Origin of the sequence: Mesorhizobium sp. PAMC28654, assembly GCF_020616515.1 — a bacterium.
GTDB lineage: Bacteria > Pseudomonadota > Alphaproteobacteria > Rhizobiales > Rhizobiaceae > Mesorhizobium.
In genome coordinates this window covers 3,908,385-3,928,534 of record NZ_CP085135.1, presented here as the reverse complement: position 1 = coordinate 3,928,534, position 20,150 = coordinate 3,908,385, and the positions used below count along the sequence as shown (strand labels likewise).

Sequence of the window (20,150 nt, the reverse complement as noted above, 5' to 3'; positions counted from 1 at the left end):
AGATTGGCCCAGGCACTTGAAAAATACTTGCTCAGCTGCCCGGCCGCACGCGGTAAAGTTCTAGCTGGCTACCCTGCGTTTCCGTGACGGGCTCAAGCCATTCCGGCACGCTGCCGCCCGCAAGACTGGCGAGAAAGCCCTCCGGCGCCTCGTAGGTGAGAAGCCTGGTTTCCGGGTTGCCGCGACACACCGCGACGAGGCCGACGTGATGATCCCTTGCGATCGTCCTGGCGGCAGCGGCGGAGCCCATGAAGGCATCGAGCGCCAGCAGGTTTCCCGCGATGTTGCGATGGTAGGGCCCGGCGAAAACGCGATTTTTGGTATAGGCCAGGATGGGCGATCCAAGATTGGAAATCGCCAGCACCGTGGTTTGCGGCTGCTGGCCGAGCATCGCGAAGGTGGCCTTGCGCTCGCAGGTGGCATCGACGTCACCCTGGTCGACCGCCGGCTTGCTGGTGTCGAAGGCGATAGAGGCGGCGGCTGCGGCGCCCGTCCAGACGGCATTCACCGACACCAGCCAGACCGCGGCCATGCGCAAGGCGACGCCACGCGAGGAGCTGGTCTCCGCCCGTTGGCGCCATTTCGCGATCCAGGCGCAAAGCGGGATCACCGCGAAGGCAATCGAGAATGTCGACGCCCGCACTTCCCAGGCGCTGACGATGAAGGCGACGACGAGCAGCGCGCCGACAATGCTGTCCTGCCTGCGCCAGTCGCCACGGTGCAGCCGCAGCGCCATCAGGATGATCGCCAGCAGCGGCGTGGCATAGCGCGCCGCCACCCGCGCCGGGTCCGCGAGTATGAGTTTGTAGAGCGACTGCGCCTCGTCGATATGGTCGAGCCACAGCGTCTTGATGCGTGGGTCGAGATTTGCGTAGGGCATCGCCAGGCATTGCGGGAACAGCACCACGACGACCGCGCCAAGTGCGAGACCGAGCAGGCCAAGCGAGATCATGCGTCGCTGGCGCGTATGGTTTAGAGCCCTGATCGAGGCAATGGCCGCAAGGCCGGCGCCGCCGATCGCGGCGACCACGAATTGCACGATCGAGAATGTGTCGCATTGCGCCTGGCTCCATGCGGATGCCGGCACGGTGGTGGCGAAGACGACAGCGGAAACGCCGGCAAAGCCCAAGCCGAAATCGCGCGCGATAAGCCGCTCCCCCACCCCTCCGGTGAGGAACAGCATGGCGACGAGCACGCCGAGGGCGCCAGCATAGGGCGCGCTCTCCATGCCGATGGCTATGGTCAGCGCCGCGCAAATCCCCGAAGGCAAGGCCGCCCATCCGCGGGTTGGTGCGTCGAGCAGCAGGCTGAGGCTCGCGAGCGTCAGCATCAACTGGATATTGTGGTGGTCGAGCGCGCCCGGCGAAAAGATCCCCAGATAGTAGAGCGCCGCGCCACCGACGATGATAGCCGGCACGACGGCGCGCTCTCCGGCGAAATTGCGCGCCGCGCGGATGATGAAGAACACCGAAAGCCACAATTGCAGGGCTGGCCAGGCCACCTGAACGATTTTCTCGGCCAGAGCCATGTTGCCGGTCAGTGCCGAGGTGCCCACAATGCCAAGGGCAAGCGGTGCGTCGAGCAGTCGCGACCAGTGCATGATGAAGCCGCCTTCCGGACCCATCCTGTACTGGTGCATGTCGAACCAGCCCTGGCCGGCCAGCAGGTCGCGCACCTGGACCAGCTGCAGCAGGCTGTCATTGTCGCCATGGGCATTGGCCAATTGGGGGAAGCCCGCATAGGCGCTGACGGCTAAGGCCGCCAGCGCGGCGAGCAGCGCCAGCGCGAGATCGAACTTCCAGGTGGAAGCGCCGTCCTTGGCTATGCCCATTTCATGACCTTTGGAGGAATGTCGACCGGTCCTAACCTAGCCTTGTCGGCTTCAATAAATAGTAAAGCCGCCTTGGCGAGGCTGGCTTTCAGTCTTGAACCGAATGAGCGTCAGCGGTTACTTGAATGCGTTCACCCGTTCAACAAAGAGGGCCAGCGGTACAATCATGGTTTTCAAGGGTGCTCGAGTCTAAGTGAGACTATATGGGAGCGTCGACTTTACGCGCTTAATCAATTTAAAATAATCCAGCGCATAGATAGGTCGTGCAAAGTCCGTGTAATGATCGCGCAAGACGCGGGGGCCGTGGTCTGAACCATGAAATCATCGACCGGAGAACACTACCCGGCGCTTGATCACATTCGCTGCCTGGCGATTTTTCTGGTCTTCACCTGGCATTTTCTCCACCAGTCGCCTGAGGGGCCTGTACCTTATGGCTTCGTACCGGCCTTTCCCATATTCAGCCTTCTGGATGAAGGGCACACCGGCGTTTCATTGTTCATGGCGCTCTCCGGCTACCTGTTTGCCAAGCTTCTTGACGGAAAACAGATTCGGTATCTGCCCTTTTTTGCCAACAGGGCGCTAAGACTGCTTCCGCTGCTCCTGGCCGTGATATGCATCGAGGCTTGCCGGAGATACATAGCTGGAGAGCCCTTGGGCGAATACTTCACGAGGATCGGTGAGGGCCTTGTTCTTCCCACTCTTCCGAATGGCGGCTGGTCGATAACCGTAGAAGCCCACTTCTATATATTGCTTCCGTTTCTGCTGATGGCGTCCAGGCGGTTCTTGTTCGCTCCCTTGCTGTTCATTGCGGCAGCCATTTTGCTGCGGGTCGCGCTGTACGAGCAAATCGGCCAGGTGCAGTCCGTAGCCTCCTGGACCATCATAGGACATGGAGACCAGTTCTTGGCCGGCATCTTTGCCTTCCAGGTCCGCGCCTATGCGAAGAACCGGCACTGGCTGGCGATGGCTGTTCTGGCGGCATTTTCTGGGTTCTTCTGGTGGTTCGATGCCGCCGGCGGATTTTTTCAGCTGGTGCGTTATCCGTCGCCGCATTGGATATGGATCATCTTGCCGACTATCGAGGCGGCAGCGTATTCGTTTGGGATCGCATACTACGATACGAGTTTTTCGCAGAAGCGAACGAGCCTCCCGCTCAAGATCATGGAAAAGGCCGGATCCTATAGTTATTCAATCTATCTGCTGCATGTGTTTTTCGTCTCACAGTTGGCTGAGTTCATCAACACCAAGATTATGAGCATAAGCAATTTCTATGTGGCGTGCCTCTGGTCCGGCCTGTGCTTCCTGGCAATGATCCCGATCGGCTACCTCAGCTACACATGCGTTGAAGCGCCGTTCCTGCAACTGCGTGTACGGTATGTGGGCAATCGGCAGACAGCTGTTGATCCGGTCAAAGTTGGTGTTGGTACGGCCATTGCCGCACCCAAGTAGCGCCCTCAGAACGGCTGAGAGGTGTCTACCGAATGGGAACCGCGCCAAGTCAGTCAACTTCCTTGCAGCTTGAACCAACCTCGATGTTCAACCGACGGAACGGGTTCTTCGTCACGAGACGCTGACGGCAAGGGCCACCAGCGCGGCGAGCAGCGCCAGCGCGAGATCGAACTTCCAGGTGGAAGCGCCGCCCTTGGCTATGCCCATTTCATGACCTTTGGAGGAATGCCGACCGGTCCTAACCTGGCCTTAACAGCTTCAATAAATAGTAAAGCCGCCTGAACGGGCTGGCTTCCAACGCCGCCATATCGCCAGGCGAGGCGCCGGAGACGAAAATGCCGCAAGAAGTTCGCTATGAACCGTCGATCGCCGTGCTCTTGCCCTGCTACAACGAGGAACTGACGATCGCCGAGGTGGTCAGGCGGTTTCGCGAAACGCTGCCTGCGGCCCAGATTTATGTCTACGACAACAATTCGACGGATCTGACCGCGCTCAAGGCGCGCGCGGCGGGCGCCATCGTCGTGCGCGAGCCGCGCCAGGGCAAGGGCAATGTGGTGCGCCGCATGTTCGCCGACATCGACGCCGACATCTACCTGATGGCCGATGGCGACGGCACCTATGCCCCCGAGGACGCGCCGCAACTGATCAACACGCTGCTGACCGAGCGCTCCGACATGGTGGTCGGCACCAGGCGCGGCGTCACCGACGATGCCGGCAGGGCCGGCCATGCCTTCGGCAACCGCATCTTCAACAACCTCTACAAGCGGCTGTTCGGCACCGATTTCACCGATATCTTCTCCGGCTATCGCGCCTTCACCAGGCGGTTCGTCAAGAGCTTCCCAGCAGTGTCCGGTGGCTTCGAGATCGAGACCGAAATGTCGGTCCATGCTTCGCAGCTCAAACTGCCGGTCAGCGAGATCGCGCTCGACTATGGCCGACGCCCGGAAGGGTCTTCCTCGAAGCTGTCGACGTATCGCGATGGTGCCAAGATCCTCTGGATGTTCGCCATGCTGATGAAAGAGACGAAGCCGCTGCGCTTCTTCGGCGCCTTTTCCGTGTTCTTCCTGGGCGCGAGCCTGTTCCTGATGACGCCGGTGCTGATCGAGTTCGTCGAGACCGGCCTTGTTCCGCGCATGCCGACCTGGGTGCTGTCCGTTGCCCTGCTGCTGCTGTCCATGCTGGCGGCGGTGACCGGGCTGATCCTCGATTCCGTGTCGCGCGGCCGGGCCGAGCAGAAGCGGATCTTCTATCTGTCGATGCCGTCGGCGCGTGTCGAGCGCCGTGAGCGCGCGGGCGAGCCTGAAACGGTCAAATCCCAGCACGGCAAGACGCCCCGCGCGGCCTGAAGATTGACTATGAAACGCATCGTCCGTTTCATTCTCGCCGGCGGCATCGGCTTCTTCGCCGATGCAACGGCGCTCTGGCTGTTGCTGGACGTGACGCCGTTCGGGCCTTTCCTCGCCCGCATCCTGTCCATCGGCTTTGCCTTGTGCGTCACCTGGTCGATCAACCGGCATCTGACCTTCCAGCCATCGAGCCGTGGCATCGCACGGGAAGGCGCGCGCTATGGCGGCGTCGGCATTGCCACCAGCATCGTCAACTATCTCGTTTATTCGGCCATCCTGCTCGCGCTCCCTGTGGCCCCGCCGCTTGCCGCCCTTGCCGTCGCCTCGCTCTTCGCCATGACGCTGTCTTTCCTTGGCTATTCCCGGCTGGTCTTCGACCGTTAAAGGCGTGGCCCGATTGGCAGACGGCCCCGTGATGCTTATATCGCTCTCGTTGACTGCGCTGGGGACCTGCCGTGAAGCTGAAAATCGCCGTCCAGATGGACCATATCTCCACCGTGTCGATCGCCGGTGACACGTCCTTCGCGCTGTCGCTGGAAGCACAGCGGCGCGGCCACCAATTGTTCCACTACACGCCAGACCGGCTGTCGCTGCTGGATGGCAAGGTGTTCGCCCGCATCGAGGAAATGGCTGTCCGCGACGAGAAGGGCAGCCACTATTCGCTGGGCGAGAAGGTGCGCACCGACCTGTCGGAGATGGACGTCGTCCTGCTCAGGCAGGATCCGCCCTTCGACATGAACTACATCACCAGCACGCACATCCTTGAGCGCATCCATCCGAAGACGTTGGTCGTCAACGATCCGGCCTGGGTCCGCAACAGCCCGGAAAAGATCTTCGTCACCGAGTTTTCCGACCTGATGCCGGACACGCTGATCACCAAGGACCCACTGGAAGTCGCCGCCTTCCGCAAGGAGTTCGGCGACATCATCATCAAGCCGCTCTACGGCAATGGCGGCGCCGGCGTCTTCCATCTGCTCGAGGGGGACCGCAACCTGGCCTCGCTGCTCGAAATGTTCGGCCAGATGTTCCGCGAGCCCTATATCGTCCAGCGCTACCTCAAGGACGTGCGCAAGGGCGACAAGCGCATCATCCTGATCGACGGGGAGCCTGTCGGCGCCATCAATCGGGTACCGGCCGAACATGATTCCCGCTCCAACATGCATGTCGGCGGCCGTGCCGAAAAGACAGAACTGACCGCGCGCGAGCGCGAGATCTGCGCCCGCATCGGCCCGTCGCTGAAGGAACGCGGTTTCATCCTGGTCGGCATCGACGTCATCGGCGACTACATGACCGAGATCAACGTGACGTCGCCGACCGGCGTGCGCGAAGTGCGCCGCTTCGGCGGCGCCGACATCGCCAGCCTGTTCTGGGATGCCGTCGAGGACAAAAGGCGGAAGTAGAGGTTTTACCTTCACTCCAGCTTAACCATGTTCCACTTTTTCAACCCGGCACAATTGCGATGCAACCATCCCGATTGCTTGTTCCTGTAATGTTCTTGCTTTGATCAACAATCTGTGATTGACTTCGATCCGGTCGCTTGCGGCCGGAGTCATACAGGCTGGGCATGATCCCGAAAAGCGAGAGCCGGTTTTCGGAAAAGATCATGCTCCAACAAAGAGATAGATCAGGATGACGTCATCCTGATCTGGGGCAAGCCCATATCCGGGGTGGGGAAATGGTAGCGCGGGTTCGCACTGTGGCGTTCCAAGGCATCGAGGCCGTGCCGGTCGACGTGCAGGTGATGATCGCGCCTGGCAAGGTCAACATGCAGATGGTGAGGCGGATTAATTTTCCTTCTGTCAGGCGACGAATGAGGGAAGATAGCGTGCGTTGAGCTTAGATCGGGGCCGGTCTACATAGCTCGTATGGATTCTGCAAATTCCAGGCCTCTGGCATATTCGTACATCCGAATGTCGACCGACATTCAATTGAAAGGGGACAGTCTCCGTAGGCAACAACAGGCATCCAAGCTCTACGCGGAGCAAAACGGCCTGGATCTCGTTGAAGGCTTCAAGCTTGAAGACATTGGTATCTCGGCGTTCAAGGGGCTGAACGTATCATCAGGCGCTCTCGGCAGATTTCTCGATTTAGTGAAGACAGGGGTGGTCACCAAAGGGTCATACCTGCTGGTCGAGTCTCTGGATCGCATCAGCCGTCAGCAGGTGCTTGATTCAGTTCCTGTGTTTTTCGACATCGTCAAAAGAGGGATCCATGTCGTCACCCTCGCTGACAACCATGTCTATAGGGCTGGCGATACCAACGTTTCCGATGTGATCTACTCGGTCGTCGTGCTTGGTCGAGCTTACGAGGAGTCCAAGACCAAGAGCATGCGTATCGGAGCAGCTTGGGAGAACAAGCGGAAGAACGCTGGTCAGAAGAAGGTCACCAAAGTTGCCCCGGCATGGTTGTCATTACGAGAAGATCGATCCGACTTCGATTTGATCCCTGAACGTGCCGACGTCGTCCGCCAGATTTTTCAAATGGCAGACACTGGACACGGGTCGTACGTGATTGCACGGGCGCTGAATCAGTCAAGCGTGGCGACATTCACTAAATCCAACGGCTGGCATGAGTCGTACGTAACCAAGATTCTGAACAGTCGTGCTGTGCTGGGCGAATTCCAACCTCACCGATATGAGGAGCATGGGGAACGCGTACCGTCGGGCGATCCGGTGCCGAACTACTTTCCAAAGATCATCGAGGAAGGTCAGTTCCTTCGAATTCAGGCATCTCGCCGAAAAAGGCTAGTCGAGGGAGCGGGGCGAAAAGGGCCGAAATACCGCAACCTCTTCACCCAAATAGCCAAGTGCGACTATTGCGGCGCCCCTATGAGGTTTGTGAATAAGGGGCTTCCGCCCAAAGGGTCCCAGACACTTAGATGCACAAATGCGGTACGCAATCTTGATTGCGTGAGCAGCAGCTGGACATATTCCGACTTCGAAACGTCATTTCTGTATTTCGTTAAGGAGGTCGATCTAACCGCCACCTTGAAAGCGGCAGCGGAAAAGTCGGAGCGCGCCTCTGTTGAACAGCAAATCGCGGCCATTGAGGAAAAGGTTCATCAGCTAAAAGCCAAGCGCGAATTGATATTCGAAATGTTGACCGAACCGGGAGCAACTACGCCCTTCATCAAGGGTAAGCTTGACGAATGTGAGGGGCAAATCGTGCTCGAGGAAGCGCAGATTGGGCATTTTCGGGCGCAGATATTGGATGCCGAAGCGATGCCAGTTATCACAGCCTCCGAACTAAGGTCGTTAATCGACACTGTTCAGGATATGTCCGCTCCGGACATTTTCGACCGCCGCGCCGCAGTGGCTAACCGTCTGAGAATGGTGATCAGTTCATTGAGGGTGGCGGTCGAGGGAACCCGTCCGAAAATTAAGCGGATTGAGAAATTTCTTGAAAACGAAAGCCTCGATCCGTCGGAACGTCAGCGAATCCTTGAGGCAATCGAACGGTCCAACACCGTGGGACAGCGGTACAATCGCAGCTTCACGGTCGTTCTTGCCGACGGAATTTCCCGTAGAATCGTGCTGAACAATGACAACCCAACGGACTTCGTCGCTGAGGTTGTGGTTGACGGCAGTGGGGCGTTTTTCGGCAGCGATCGTGGAATGCCTCTTGAGGGTTCATATGGGTTGGACAACATTTCCAACGAACCCATTCCTCACTGACGGCTCGTCTCACTACCGTGAGGCCGACACGCGCTGCGCAGAGTGACGTTGAGCGAGGTGCCTATAGCTTGTCGTGGGACAAATTATTTCTTCAGGCTACTTGCGTACAAAGAAAAAGTGGCGTTTCTATTAAAGGAGCAAAGCCTTTACTGCAGGACAATGTCGCGCATCCCCTATGGAGGTGAAGATGCAACGATTTTGCGTGCGCATAATCCTCTGTGTCGCTTTTGCTGGATGGCACGCTACACAGGCTGGTGCTGATGATGCAAAAGTAAAAGTCGAAAAGCTCGACCCAAGTTCGACGGTAACAACGTCATTGCAGAATAGCGATCCCAGTTGCGCCGTTATATATCAAGACGGAAACTATTATACAATATGCCCAAACATCGTCTCTCCGGAGATTATGGCGATAGTAAAAGCGCAGAAATAACTTCGATGTTGGGGAAAACTACAAAGAAATTGGCTTTTGTAATTGCACCCTGCATTGTTGGCGGCTGTGGCCTGCGCGTTCCACCTATCAAGGAGATTTGGGACGGGCCGAGAGGAACCGAGCAGATCGAATTTGAAATTAAGAAGATAATATTCTGTGATCTCAAAGACGCCGTAATAGAGGCAGAAAAGATACCATTCTGGGTTCAAGATGAGAAAACCGGAAAGAAAACAAGGAAACAAATTATCCCCGACGAATGGGGTGCCCAAGTCAGCCTTTCGTTGCAGGTCGACGAGTCTACAGCGCTAAATCCTGGGGTTTCGATAACTCAACCTCTAAAAAATGCGACAACCGTGTTCTCTAACGGAACGGTGACTTCACCGCAATCGTTCTCTCTTGGACTAGGTGGCGTGCTTTCTTCGACGGCTACGCGCATCGACAAATTTGACCCGTACTACTCGATAGCCTTCCTAAAGACGCCAATGACGAAGGATTCGGTTTGCCATCCGGAGAACGATCCTTTTCTGAAGAACCATGAAACTCCGTCGTCGAGTTCGCCCTTGATCCAGAGTGATCTTGGGATTGAAAAGTGGCTCACTGAGGCCATGTTCACCAACAGCGCGCTTCCATCCCATGACTCCGCAGGTTCCCCCAACAACGTTAAGCCTGACACGGTGGGTATCGAGATTAAGTTCGTGATAGTATCAAGCGGTAACGTTACGCCGACATGGAAGCTTGTTAAATTCACCGGTAGCAATGGAAACCTGCCCCTGTTTTCGGTAGGGCGTACGCGCACGCACGATCTTATAATCACGATCGGGCCATCGAATCAAAAAACCGCTAATACGCATTTGGCCTCACAGATTGGGCAGGCAGTGAGCAGTGGAAATCAGTCCCTACTTCATTGAAAGACAAATGCGAGCGCCGGATTAGACGGGCTTTAACTTGGATCAGTCGCGTCATACTGCATATGTGAGTGCCTCACCGAGGACGAAAGCACTGTTTTTTCTGACCTCGAGGAGATCGGTGTCAATTTCAGAATAAATAGAACAGATAATTCCGCACCGTCATCCCCTCAGAACCAACTTCACCTCTTTAGCCAATTCCCCTTTTTTCTCATTTTCCGAAAATTGCTTTTTCACCCGTGCCGACGGCTATCCTCGCACGACTCCAATAAGCCAAACGCAAATTCACCCGTCGTTTCGATGGGTCTATATCCCTATGAAAAAGACGAACTCACATGCAGCCAAGCCACGCACACCTCTCTTCACACTCCATAACATCTCAATATGCATCCTGGTTCGACGACAGGATCAACGAGTTCATCGAAGCTCACAAAGGCAAATTCGAGCCAACCTCATTTTTCAAACGACAGAACGGGTTCTTCATCACGATCTCGTTCGACCATGCCAGTCGCAAGCAGCGGCAAGAAGATTCCGAACGGATCGACGGTCCCAATTCGAAGTCAACGCTGGATACGTTCACCGACCTGTACAACTACCTATGCCGGATCCTGATCGGACGGAACTACCATCGACCATCATTCCACGACCTAAAACCTCTAGCTATCGGTTGTCTGGACATGAATGGATCGAGATACTGGAAATCGATGGGAGAAAAGGAAAACCCACATATCCATTCGATCTGGATTTTCACCGATCAAACCCGAGATGGATTTCTAAAGTTATTAGCCGACAAACAACGGCTTCTATCCATCAAAGAACGGTTCTCGATTCGAGAGCTGGATATCCAACAGCTCGATCTAGATGATCGGAATCCGACGGATGAGAGCCGTGTATCGTCGTACACGGCCAAATTCATCGGTCACAACAATCACCAGCTGACGATCAGTGACGATTTCAGGATCCTGCCGATCGAGCATGCCAGATCAAAGCATTGAGATCGTTCTGAAAATAAGCCGGCAGGTATGGCTGTGTCGGTCGACCTCACCTCAATCGTCGATAGCCACGAATTCGATCCAATCCTTATTCATGGCTTTAACCTCGTCCGTAAAGCGGTCCATCATCGGGATCGGAACGCGATATGATCGATTCAACAAGTCGACCAGTTCGCCGACTTTTGCCTGCTCAATGATATAAGGCAACTGAAACGTCTGCGATCGGATTCCCCGCATATTCGATGCCGTTACCTCGACCTCAACTACGAAAGGCCCTTCTCCCTCAGGGTCGATTGTGGCGATCCCTTCAAAGTCCCATGCACGACCATGCCTGAAATCGGCGCAATGGACCTCGACCGTATCGCTACGGTTAGGTCCCACGGCAAAATCCATTTCATGTCTGCCCACGATTGATGTGCGAAGATCTCGCGGGTGGAAACCTAACTTAGGAAGCCACCGATCGGTGGCCGGTCTTGGCGCAGCCGGGCCAAATATCGGGTAACAGCTAAACCGATCGTGTAGTGACCCGCCCTTTGCAGTCAGCCTCAAAACCAATCCTTCAGCCTGTAGGTACCCGGCATTTTTCAGACTAAAAACGAATGGAACCTGCCCGTAGTGAATCTCCAAAAGGCGGTGCGCTGAAGCTGCATATGCAGGAACAACCTTGGTTCGATAGCCCCTATAGCGGTCATTGTAACCGCTGTCATAGTAATCCAAGTCGATTACGAACGGAGAACGAGCCTCACTCTGCATCGGGGGATTAGCACGAAGGATATGGGACACGAATGCCTTCTGGGCATCATCGGGCAACGGTTCGATACGGAAAATTCTCTGGGGCTGGGTCAGTCCAAATTCGAGTGACAGCTCTATCAAGGGCTGGTCATCCTCCAGTTCCCGCACTCGTGCCTTCAGTCGAGCAACTTCTTTTTCGCTTGGGCTAGGTTCCGGCGCCAGAAGCCAATGGTTAGGTAGTCGACGGCACTTGAGATCATGACGGGAAGCAATCGCTATCGGGTTGGTATCATGGCTAAGTAGCTGCTTGCGGTCGTTCGGCACGTCCCGGGCATGAAGGATCTGAGCCACTACCCGGTCATCGCCTTCGTTCGGATCGAGATCATCCAACAGGTCCCAGTTAATTCGCGCGCATCGGGCAATGGCAATATCAACCGGTGAAGGACCTTCTACTATCCGGTGAGGTGCAGCAGTTTCGGCGGCAGGAGCAATTAGGCGATTAAACGCCCTGGCACGTGGGCCGAGCCTTCCATCGCGTTTTCGCTTGTCAATCTCGGAATTTACCTGTGGCACAACCAATATAAGGATAGGCCCTGTCGGGTCGATTTCGTGCCATGGCATTGTTTCCAGTGGCTTCCCTTCGAGGGCAACCATGCTGTCCATGAAGACGATTGAAGTATACTTCTTGTGATCGAACGCTGATTCCATGCCATAGGGTACTGATAATCGATCAACTAGACCATTGGATCACTGCCGGTAACGGGCAATTGCGGGTCTCGGCAAGTAAGATCCTGTTGGTAGAATCCTCCGAACGCGTTGCGTTCGTAGGATTTAAAAGCGTGGGGTGAGATGGAAAATCTTGAGGAACGAGCGGGTCCTGACGCGCTCAACAATTCCGCCGAACCTCCCCCGGTCCCAGAGACCGGTGAAAGCTGGCTAACACATCGGCTCCGCGTGTCGATCAACCGACGGCTAATTGACAAAAATTCGTTGAACGACACCCGAGCGTTTACCGATGGGTTTGAGCCACTGCAGCTTGATGTCAAGGCATTGCTGGGAAACATCATCTCTGGCTACGCCTACTGTGCTGAACTCCGGGGACCCCGGTCAACCAGTAGCTTCAAAGCGTCCGATCTGCTGTCCGTCGACATCGATGAAGGGATGACCCTCGATCAGGCGGTCGACGACCCATTCGTCGCCGCATACGCAACGTTCATCTACACGACGGCCAGTCACACAGAAGCCAATCATCGGTTCAGGATCGGCTTTGCCCTGGAACGGACGATCGAAGATGCCAAGGAAATGCGAGCCGCAACGCGCTCGCTGATCCTGAAATTCTCAAGCGATGGTTCGGCATCGGACCCAACCAGGATTTTCTTCGGAAACAGGAAAGCCGAATACCTGTATTTCGACAGGGGCATTCCTGCGGCGGTGTTGGACGACCTGATCGCCCAAGGTATCGGAGCGGATCAATCCGACAAGGAATTTGGCAGGCTGGCCTCAACTAGGTCGAAGTTGACCATTGCCAACAACCAAATTTTCACGAATTCCAAGGGAATTTCAGGGTTTTTGAACGATTTTAAGCGCTCGGAAGCGCTTTTTTGCCCGTTCCACAGGGACACACATCCCAGTGCCTTCGTCACTGAGAACCGTCATGGACAAAAAGGAATTCGATGCTCGGCATGTGTCGAGAGCTTCTGGTCTACTGGGTATAACGACCAATACGATTTTTACAGTTTCGAAAAGGCCGCCCACGCACTGAAACAAATTCTGATACCGGCGGCCGATATCGACCAATTCTTCCCGTCTCAGGATGCTGCTGAGGATCTATCGGCAGCCAACATCTCATTCATCGAAAGGGAGCACCTGGAATCGGTGCCACTCCTGCCAGGAGCGACGTTCATTCGCAGCCCGAAAGGCAGCGGGAAGACCCAACTACTCGCAAACCTAGTTCAGGAAGAACGCGGCCGAATCTTGTTGATCGGCCATCGACGCACGCTGATCAGGTCAATGTGCAACAGGCTCGACCTAGACTGTTATCTGGACGATGAAGGCGAACAACCCCGCGAAAGGCTGGATCGATACGGCATCTGTCTCGACAGCCTTATGAAGATCAAGACCGACAAGCCGTACGACTACATCTTGATCGATGAGTCCGAGCAGGTGCTTGCTCACTTCCTGTCGTCAACCATGGCCGAGAAACGGCTGCCGATCCTGCGCAGACTGATCCACCTGGTATCCAGCGCGCACAAGGTTATCGCCCTGGATGCCGATCTTTCCTGGAATACGTTCCGGCGAATAAGCGAATGGCGCAAAAAGCCCGATCAGGCCGGAAACAACCACCTCGTCATAAACACGTTTCGAAAAAACCGTGGCTCCATCCACATAGTTTCCACAAAAACGCAGCTTGGTGGCGAGATTCACCGAGCAATAGCGGAAGGAAAGAGGTGTTTTGTCACCGCGAATAGCCGTGGGTTTGTCGAAAAGCTGGAGACAGCAATCCTTGAGAAAAATCCTGAGGTCAGGCTGATCACCATAACCTCCAATTCGGTTCAAAGATCAGATGACGCTATAAGATCGTTCCTCGCCAACCCCAAATCGGAATCAACGAAATACCAGGTTATTCTTGCGTCCCCTTCCCTCGGGACCGGCGTCGATTTCTCGTTCGATAACGAGGACGAGCATTTCGATATCGTTTTTGGCATGTTCGACCCGCTGGTTCTCACGCACTTCGACTGCGATCAGCAATTGGCCCGAGTTCGATCGCCCAAAGCAGTGCGAATTTTCGTCAGCCCAGCGAGGTTCTCATTCGAAACCGACCTGGATACCGTGACAGCCGATGCTCTGTCATTCGAGATGATGGGGCATCTGATCAAGGGCTACAATTCTCGTGGCAAGGTGGAATACAACGATCAGCAAGATACCGACCCGCTGTTGCGGATCGCAGCGGCCGTTCTGTCTGTCGAACGCGCTTCCAAAAACGATCTGAAAAACCACTTTATTACGTACGCAAAAAGCCAGGGCTGGGACGTCGTCAACGTAGAGAGGAACGACGCTGTTTACGAGGAGGGCAGTTTGGCCTGGGCCGCCGCCGGCGAGTTGCACAAGGAGCGAGCCATTCGGCGCCTTCTCGATGCGAAGTCCCTGACCGATGACGAACTCGACGATGTGAGAGAAGCCATCAAAGGTGATGATCCGATCGACGACACGACGCGCGCCTCCTACGCACGGACGATGATCGAGCGCTTCTATCGTGAGGAGATCAGCGAGGATTTAATCGCCCTCGACAACAACGGCAAAATGAGAAATCGAGTCCGGCTTTTCGAGCAGTTGATCGATAAGAGCTTGCTGGAGGCCAGGCTATTGATGGCTGAGGAATGGCTACCGGGAGATAGTCGGACTGCGGTGCTTTTACGGGGGCACACACAGAAGGAGATGATGGCCCTGGGCATCCTGGCGAAGACGCCATTCTATTCCGTCGGCAAATTCCATCTTGATGTCGAATGCGCGGGTGACGGGCTGGCGGATTTCGTCGATTATATGCAGGCGCACGCGCAGGCGTTCGAGACCCAGTTCGACAAGCCGGTCCGGGCCGATTTGGTCGAAAAACCGATGAGCCAGCTCAAGTCGATCCTGAAACTGGCAGGTCTGTCGACTTTCAAATCCAGGACCACGTCCGCCGATGGGGCAAAGACCTATTTTTATATGATCGATCCAGGATCATTTGAGAAAATGAAGGAAATCGCGGATCGCCGAAGGGTCTCCAATAAATCGTAGAAAACGTGAAAATTTATAATATTTTCATGGATTTGAAAAAGAAGGATAAGTGGAGATAATTTATATGTGCTCCAACGGCTCGGCTAACTCCCGAATTTATATAGAACACACATAAATTATCTCCACTTATCCTCCTTTTTAAATCCTCCTTTTCTTACATTTGGGTCGTGATCCGAATTGGCTTAACGAAGGTCCGGGCTAGGCCGTTGACCTTTCCGGTCGTTCGACGGGATGCCGTTGTCGATCATCAAGGAAGGAGATCACAATGGCATTCGAAGGACTGAAGCTGGTCGCCACACCGAAGCAGGATGCATCGGACCCCGCATCAAAACGTCGTCAAAGGCTGGTCATGCAGATCGACCATCAACTGTATATGGCCGAACCGGAAAACCAGGGTCGGAAGTTCCGTGGCCGCTGGTGGACGATCGACATGGACGGCAAGCCGACCCTTGCAATCAAGTACGGCAAGATTCCCCTGGAACTTGCCAAGGGCAAGCATGCGATCGCATGTGCCGACATCAACGGTGTGGTCGATGCGCTTCAGAAGGTCCGAGTAGCCGCCGTTGACGGCACTTTTGACACCCAGCTGGCCACGGTATCCGAGCAGGTCAGGGCTCGGTTCAAGAAGGGCCGCTAACCTTCACATGGAAAATCGACACCCTATCCCGCTAAAACGGCGGGATAGGCGAATTTATTCGCCCTTCAGGGCGGTTTCTGAGAGGGAAAGTAGCTGTTCAAGCCAGTCGTCTGAAAGCCGTTCGATGAGAACGTGAAGGCGACTCAGAAGCTGCCTGCATGCTGCATCAGTCTCAGCGCGACCCTCATCGTCCCAACCTACAAGAAAATTGGGCGAAACGTTCAGCGCGTAAGCCAACGAGACGAATATCTCGAAGGCTGGCTTGTTTACACCGGTCTCCAGCTTGCTCAGCGTCACCGTCGAGATGTCAGCTTTTGCGACCAGGTCGTCCTGGGTAAGGCCAGCCTGTTTGCGAGCGGCCTTCAACCGATCCTTAAAAAGTTCAGCGGCGATCTGTGATTGCTCACGCGGGGTCATCCCTCATCTGGTGGGATAAGAAATAGCTGCAGAACATATCTAACCGTATGTTTTTCTCGTTGAAAAACATACGAAGGTACCATAATCCTGAGAAACATCGTCCTGATAGATAAGTGGTTCGCTCGGCTCTGATAACGCGACCATGTTGCTTCAGCCGACGATCTCAACGGTGGGGATCACATGGAAGAAGCAGCAGCGCCGACAAGCACGATCGATTGCCCGTATTGCTCGGAGCCGATCAATCCCAAGTCCAAGAAGTGCAAGCATTGTGGCGAGATTCTCGACCCGCAAATGCGCGAAATCGAGTACCTAAAGAGCCAGAAGCATGCTCCCCAGGTGTTCATGAATGCCGGAGGCGGTGCTGCAGCCGCGGCAGCCGCGTCAGGAGCCGGGACTTTAAGACGCTTTCGTCACTGGCTGCACATCCTGTTGGTGATCGTTACCGGCGGTCTTTGGATCCCGGTTTACGTCCTGATGTATTTGTTCCGGAACAAGCGGTACTATTATTGAAGCCGTGTAGCTCGATGCTCCGTACACCATCCCAAACAGGCTTGGCGATTTCGCTGTTGGTCCTGGCAGCATTGTCGCCAGGCACCTCGTATGCCGACGACACAATTCGCATTCCGATCGAAAAGTACAATCGCGCCAGTGAAGTCATTATCCAGCGAGGGTACTCCGGCGAAACGGCCGCATGCGTCACCAATCTGGTCCGTTCGATCCGGGCTTATGCCGGCAAGCATTCAGGCTGGGTGATAACCATCAATGGGGACGAAGCCGTCTATTTCAACTCGCCGAAGGTCAAGAACCTGAAGCATCGGTGCGTCGAGGGTCGCCAGATTACAACCGAGAACGGCAAGGACGAAGTGGTCCAGGCGTTCGATGAGTATGGGCGCCCCACGATGCCGGAGCAATGATCCTGGTGCACTGCATCTCATCTCAACCAAGTTTCGTATGGTCTGTTTCCGCCCGTTCTCCTACCGCCGAAACGGTAGCTATTGACCAAGATCTCACAATTTATAGATATAAGGGATGTAGCAAAAGAATCCTTTGGCAGCGCAATGCTCATTGAAGAACTGAAGTTTAAGCTCGGAGCTAGCCCCGGCGGCGCCCCCCTAGTGCTCAACTCACCAACATGCACGGTATTTGTAGGCCCGAATAATTCCGGAAAGAGCGTAGTTCTGCGCGAAATTGCGCAATCCTGCAGCGATGGCCGACCCAGTGCGAATTTGATCCTTGATGAGATACGCTTCAAGCCTCATGACGCCGATGAGGCAAAGGCAATTTTCGACGCTTGGAAGGTGGAGCCTGATCCCGGCCAAGGTGTGAATCCTACCAATGCAATTCTGAAGCACGGCCCGTGGCGAGCTGAGTTGCATATTCCGCACTTCCTGGAGGCTTTGCGGGCTCCCAATGCGCCGGATCATCGACGACAGCACTACGCCAATTATTATGCCAGTAGGTTTCTGCTCAACTTGGATGGTCCGAGCAGGATCAACCTTGTCAATCCTCAGGATCGCGGAAACTTGAAAGATCCCTCAAGTTCGTTTGCACGAATTTTCACGGATGACCCTCGGCGAACGAAAATTCGCGAAGTGCTTTACGACGCTTTCGGCCTATACCTTGGTATCGATATGTCTGAAGCAAGCTACCTCGGTTTGCGATACGGTGAGTCCCCACCGCCGCCAGAACGCCGCGTGGAGGATGAGACGCTCGATTGGATGAGCCGAGCCCGGAACATCAATCAAATGAGCGACGGGGTGAAGGCGTTCACGGGAATTCTTATTGAACTTCGTGCTGGAGACCCTCGGGTCATCGTGATCGATGAACCGGAGGCGTTTCTGCACCCCGCTTTGGCTTTTAAGCTCGGGAAAGAGATCGCAAGAACGGCAGACGAAGTCGGCAAGCACGTTTTCGTTTCAACGCACAGTCCCCAGTTTCTCATGGGAGCGATCCAATCTGGTGCTGCGGTTAACGTAGTGAGGCTAACTTACCGGGACGGTGCCGGTAGTGCTCGAATGCTTGGGAACACGGATGTGAGGGCGATGATGCTCGACCCGCTTCTGCGATCTGCTAATGCCCTTGCGGGTGTTTTTTACGAAAGCGTGTTGGTTGCAGAAGCCGACGCTGACCGGGCCTTTTATCAAGAGATTAATGAACGACTTGTTGAGTTGTCGCCCGATCGAGGTTCACCTAATACGCTGTTTCTCAATGCCAATGGCAAAGACTCCGTCCATCGGATTGTCGGTCCGTTGCGTAAACTGGGCATTCCGGTTGCAGCGGTACTTGATATCGACGCTTTGAATCCTGAAACCAAGCTTCAAAGCATTCTTGAAGCATGTGGATATCCGAAGCCATTCAACCACGTTCTTCAACAGCGCGGTGAAACTTGGAAAGCTTTGATTGACACGGGGGAATCGCCCAAAAGTGAGGGTGGCATATCCTTGGTTCAAGGGCAGGATTTGGAAAAGGCTGAAAACCTTTTAGATGCGCTCGATAAATACGGGCTATTTGTTTTACGCCATGGCGAAGTTGAGCATTGGCTTCCTACGCTAGAGGTGCGACGGAACAAGAAATGGCTACACGAGGTTTTTGAAGCGCTCGGAAGCGACCCCAAATCGCAGACGTACGTACGCCCTAGCACGGGTGATGTCTGGTCGTTCCTGGACAAAGTCGCTGCATGGCTGAAGGACAAGAATAGGCGGGGGATACATGCGCCTGAGGTTCAATCCGCAGTGACAATTGAAAGTGATCACCCTGTCGCAGGTTGACCTCAAGCACACAAAATCCCGACATGCCGATTGAGCTCCGTGGCCTCAGTGTCAGCTAATGGCGCAGGAGTCACCATGAGCATCTCGCAATCGATCGATCAGCTCTTGGATTTTTGCCGGGTTGGTTTCTTAGCCACGGGCTCAGCTGGCTCCTTCGGCTTCCGTCCCAGCCCTATTTTCTTCGCTAATTCCGAACGAGATGCCGCATAGTTGGCGGCAACCATCGGATAATCGGCCGGAAGACCCCATTTTTCGCGATATTCAGCCGGTGTCATCCCGTAGCTCGTGCTCAAATGGCGCTTCAGGGACTTAAATTTCTTGCCGTCTTCCAGTGAGATGATGAAATCGGGCGTGACGGATTTCTTGATCGGAACCGCCGGTTTCAATGGTTCTGACGCCGTTTGGGGCGAAGAACCCGCCTGCAATCCGCATAGAGACAGGTGAATTTGGGCAATTACAGCGGGGAGTTCGCCGGCAGGAACCGGGTTATTCGACACATATGCCGAAACAATGCCCGCTGTCAGCTCAACGAGCGCGGAATTAGTGTTTTCGTCTGACAATTGGCCCTCCTAGGCTGAAATAACCCCCTGATACGCGAATAGGCGGTTCATTAGCTGGCGGCAACCAGAAAAGCCCTGCCGATTATGATTTGCGAGTTTCGTCAAAGCCGGCCTGTAGGATATCGCACAGGGAGCTGATTGCCTCGTCGATTCCGGGCTCATTCCGCCTGTAAAAGACCCGTGTCCCAACCTTCGTCGCGGAAACCAGCCTGGCTTCCGTCAACCAGCGCATATGCAGACTGACGGTCTCTTGCTTAAGACCGAGCCGCCCGCAGATCAGCTTGTTTGTTAGGCCGGTCTGTGGCGCGTTGGGAACATCGGGAAAATACAGCCCCGGCCAGTTCAGAAAATCCAGGATTTTCAGCCTGCTCTCGCAAGCGAGCGCTTTTATGATTCGTGCATCCATTGTCATTTCTCCGTCAGGTTGATCCGACGGGCGGCGCTATCCTTTGGCAAGTGACCAACGACAACGGCGATCTTAACTAGTCGAGCCAGCTACATGATGTTGGCTTGAGTGGTTCGAAAGGTCGCAGATTTCGACCAAATTCGCTGGCCGAGAACCAAGGATCCGCCACCCCCCCCTGGTGTGCTCTCCCCAACTTATCTCTTAGTCTCTTGAGCTTACCTCGCCG

At 55.1% G+C, this 20,150-nt stretch carries 17 protein-coding genes and 1 pseudogene; 13 read left to right on the top strand and 5 right to left on the bottom strand.

Annotated features, from left to right (window positions below; genetic code table 11):
* Positions 1-31: 31 nt before the first annotated feature.
* Positions 32-1,831 (bottom strand): GtrA family protein, encoded by a 1,800-nt coding sequence (locus LGH82_RS19225; RefSeq protein ID WP_227344240.1) that lies wholly within the window; start codon positions 1,829-1,831, stop codon positions 32-34.
* Positions 1,832-2,146: 315 nt separating this feature from the next.
* On the opposite strand from LGH82_RS19225, the gene LGH82_RS19220 reads away from it, so the two are divergent.
* The 8 genes and pseudogenes from LGH82_RS19220 to LGH82_RS19185 all read left to right on the top strand — a co-directional run bounded on the left by LGH82_RS19220 (position 2,147) and on the right by LGH82_RS19185 (position 10,630).
* On the top strand, positions 2,147-3,280 hold the full coding sequence (locus tag LGH82_RS19220) for an acyltransferase family protein (RefSeq protein ID WP_227344239.1): 1,134 nt from the start codon (positions 2,147-2,149) through the stop codon (positions 3,278-3,280).
* Positions 3,281-3,615: 335 nt separating this feature from the next.
* A complete protein-coding gene (locus LGH82_RS19215) occupies positions 3,616-4,626 on the top strand; it encodes a glycosyltransferase (RefSeq protein ID WP_227344238.1) in 1,011 nt (336 codons plus the stop codon).
* A 9-nt stretch (positions 4,627-4,635) separates the two neighbouring features.
* Positions 4,636-5,010 (top strand): GtrA family protein, encoded by a 375-nt coding sequence (locus LGH82_RS19210; protein WP_227344237.1) that lies wholly within the window; start codon positions 4,636-4,638, stop codon positions 5,008-5,010.
* 71 nt (positions 5,011-5,081) lie between these two features.
* Complete coding sequence (gshB, locus tag LGH82_RS19205; RefSeq protein WP_227344236.1) at positions 5,082-6,026, top strand: glutathione synthase; 945 nt, start codon at positions 5,082-5,084, stop codon at positions 6,024-6,026.
* 275 nt (positions 6,027-6,301) lie between these two features.
* A pseudogene (locus LGH82_RS19200) lies at positions 6,302-6,403 on the top strand (ATP-binding protein); the annotation flags it as partial.
* An 88-nt stretch (positions 6,404-6,491) separates the two neighbouring features.
* Entirely contained in the window at positions 6,492-8,300 is a 1,809-nt protein-coding gene (locus LGH82_RS19195; protein ID WP_227344235.1) for a recombinase family protein, read from the top strand.
* A gap of 375 nt (positions 8,301-8,675) precedes the next feature.
* Positions 8,676-9,638 carry a hypothetical protein gene (locus LGH82_RS19190; protein ID WP_227344234.1) on the top strand — a complete coding sequence of 321 codons (963 nt, stop codon included), beginning with the start codon at positions 8,676-8,678 and terminating at the stop codon, positions 9,636-9,638.
* A 332-nt stretch (positions 9,639-9,970) separates the two neighbouring features.
* Positions 9,971-10,630 carry a hypothetical protein gene (locus LGH82_RS19185; RefSeq protein WP_227344233.1) on the top strand — a complete coding sequence of 220 codons (660 nt, stop codon included), beginning with the start codon at positions 9,971-9,973 and terminating at the stop codon, positions 10,628-10,630.
* 51 nt (positions 10,631-10,681) lie between these two features.
* Here the strand turns inward: LGH82_RS19185 and LGH82_RS19180 are convergent, their stop codons facing one another.
* The gene (locus LGH82_RS19180) at positions 10,682-12,067 is read right to left on the bottom strand and encodes a hypothetical protein (RefSeq protein ID WP_227344232.1); all 1,386 of its coding nucleotides are present in this window, start codon (positions 12,065-12,067) and stop codon (positions 10,682-10,684) included.
* A gap of 141 nt (positions 12,068-12,208) precedes the next feature.
* Between LGH82_RS19180 and LGH82_RS19175 the strand changes: the two genes are divergently transcribed.
* Positions 12,209-15,136 carry a plasmid replication protein, CyRepA1 family gene (locus tag LGH82_RS19175; RefSeq protein ID WP_227344231.1) on the top strand — a complete coding sequence of 976 codons (2,928 nt, stop codon included), beginning with the start codon at positions 12,209-12,211 and terminating at the stop codon, positions 15,134-15,136.
* Between the two features lie 265 nt (positions 15,137-15,401).
* Positions 15,402-15,773, top strand: a complete 372-nt coding sequence (locus LGH82_RS19170; protein ID WP_227344230.1) for a DUF6641 family protein — start codon at positions 15,402-15,404, stop codon at positions 15,771-15,773.
* A 54-nt stretch (positions 15,774-15,827) separates the two neighbouring features.
* Here the strand turns inward: LGH82_RS19170 and LGH82_RS19165 are convergent, their stop codons facing one another.
* Positions 15,828-16,190, bottom strand: a complete 363-nt coding sequence (locus LGH82_RS19165; protein WP_227344229.1) for a helix-turn-helix domain-containing protein — start codon at positions 16,188-16,190, stop codon at positions 15,828-15,830.
* A gap of 180 nt (positions 16,191-16,370) precedes the next feature.
* Here LGH82_RS19165 and LGH82_RS19160 point away from each other — a divergent pair, with 180 nt between their 5' ends.
* The 3 genes from LGH82_RS19160 (at position 16,371) to LGH82_RS19150 (ending at position 18,958) form a co-directional block, all read left to right on the top strand.
* On the top strand, positions 16,371-16,700 hold the full coding sequence (locus LGH82_RS19160) for a hypothetical protein (RefSeq protein WP_227344228.1): 330 nt from the start codon (positions 16,371-16,373) through the stop codon (positions 16,698-16,700).
* A 41-nt stretch (positions 16,701-16,741) separates the two neighbouring features.
* Positions 16,742-17,104, top strand: coding sequence for a hypothetical protein (locus tag LGH82_RS19155; RefSeq protein WP_227344227.1), 363 nt, complete (start codon positions 16,742-16,744; stop codon positions 17,102-17,104).
* Between the two features lie 81 nt (positions 17,105-17,185).
* A complete protein-coding gene (locus tag LGH82_RS19150; RefSeq protein WP_227344226.1) occupies positions 17,186-18,958 on the top strand; it encodes an ATP-dependent nuclease in 1,773 nt (590 codons plus the stop codon).
* Between the two features lie 98 nt (positions 18,959-19,056).
* On the opposite strand, the gene LGH82_RS19145 is transcribed toward LGH82_RS19150, so the two are convergent.
* A complete protein-coding gene (locus tag LGH82_RS19145; protein ID WP_227344225.1) occupies positions 19,057-19,518 on the bottom strand; it encodes a MucR family transcriptional regulator in 462 nt (153 codons plus the stop codon).
* An 82-nt stretch (positions 19,519-19,600) separates the two neighbouring features.
* Entirely contained in the window at positions 19,601-19,924 is a 324-nt protein-coding gene (locus LGH82_RS19140; RefSeq protein WP_227344224.1) for an ArsR/SmtB family transcription factor, read from the bottom strand.
* Between the last annotated feature and the right edge of the window lie 226 nt (positions 19,925-20,150).

Bases quoted from the DNA above. Each gene is read 5' to 3' on its own strand.
- LGH82_RS19225 (WP_227344240.1), bottom strand. From the start codon at position 1,831: ATGGGCATAGCCAAGGACGGCGCTTCCACCTGGAAGTTCGATCTCGCG.
- LGH82_RS19220 (WP_227344239.1), top strand. From the start codon at position 2,147: ATGAAATCATCGACCGGAGAACACTACCCGGCGCTTGATCACATTCGC.
- LGH82_RS19215 (WP_227344238.1), top strand. From the start codon at position 3,616: ATGCCGCAAGAAGTTCGCTATGAACCGTCGATCGCCGTGCTCTTGCCC.
- LGH82_RS19210 (WP_227344237.1), top strand. From the start codon at position 4,636: ATGAAACGCATCGTCCGTTTCATTCTCGCCGGCGGCATCGGCTTCTTC.
- LGH82_RS19195 (WP_227344235.1), top strand. From the start codon at position 6,492: ATGGATTCTGCAAATTCCAGGCCTCTGGCATATTCGTACATCCGAATG.
- LGH82_RS19190 (WP_227344234.1), top strand. From the start codon at position 8,676: ATGCCCAAACATCGTCTCTCCGGAGATTATGGCGATAGTAAAAGCGCA.
- LGH82_RS19185 (WP_227344233.1), top strand. From the start codon at position 9,971: ATGCAGCCAAGCCACGCACACCTCTCTTCACACTCCATAACATCTCAA.
- LGH82_RS19180 (WP_227344232.1), bottom strand. From the start codon at position 12,067: ATGGAATCAGCGTTCGATCACAAGAAGTATACTTCAATCGTCTTCATG.
- LGH82_RS19175 (WP_227344231.1), top strand. From the start codon at position 12,209: ATGGAAAATCTTGAGGAACGAGCGGGTCCTGACGCGCTCAACAATTCC.
- LGH82_RS19170 (WP_227344230.1), top strand. From the start codon at position 15,402: ATGGCATTCGAAGGACTGAAGCTGGTCGCCACACCGAAGCAGGATGCA.
- LGH82_RS19165 (WP_227344229.1), bottom strand. From the start codon at position 16,190: ATGACCCCGCGTGAGCAATCACAGATCGCCGCTGAACTTTTTAAGGAT.
- LGH82_RS19160 (WP_227344228.1), top strand. From the start codon at position 16,371: ATGGAAGAAGCAGCAGCGCCGACAAGCACGATCGATTGCCCGTATTGC.
- LGH82_RS19140 (WP_227344224.1), bottom strand. From the start codon at position 19,924: ATGGATGCACGAATCATAAAAGCGCTCGCTTGCGAGAGCAGGCTGAAA.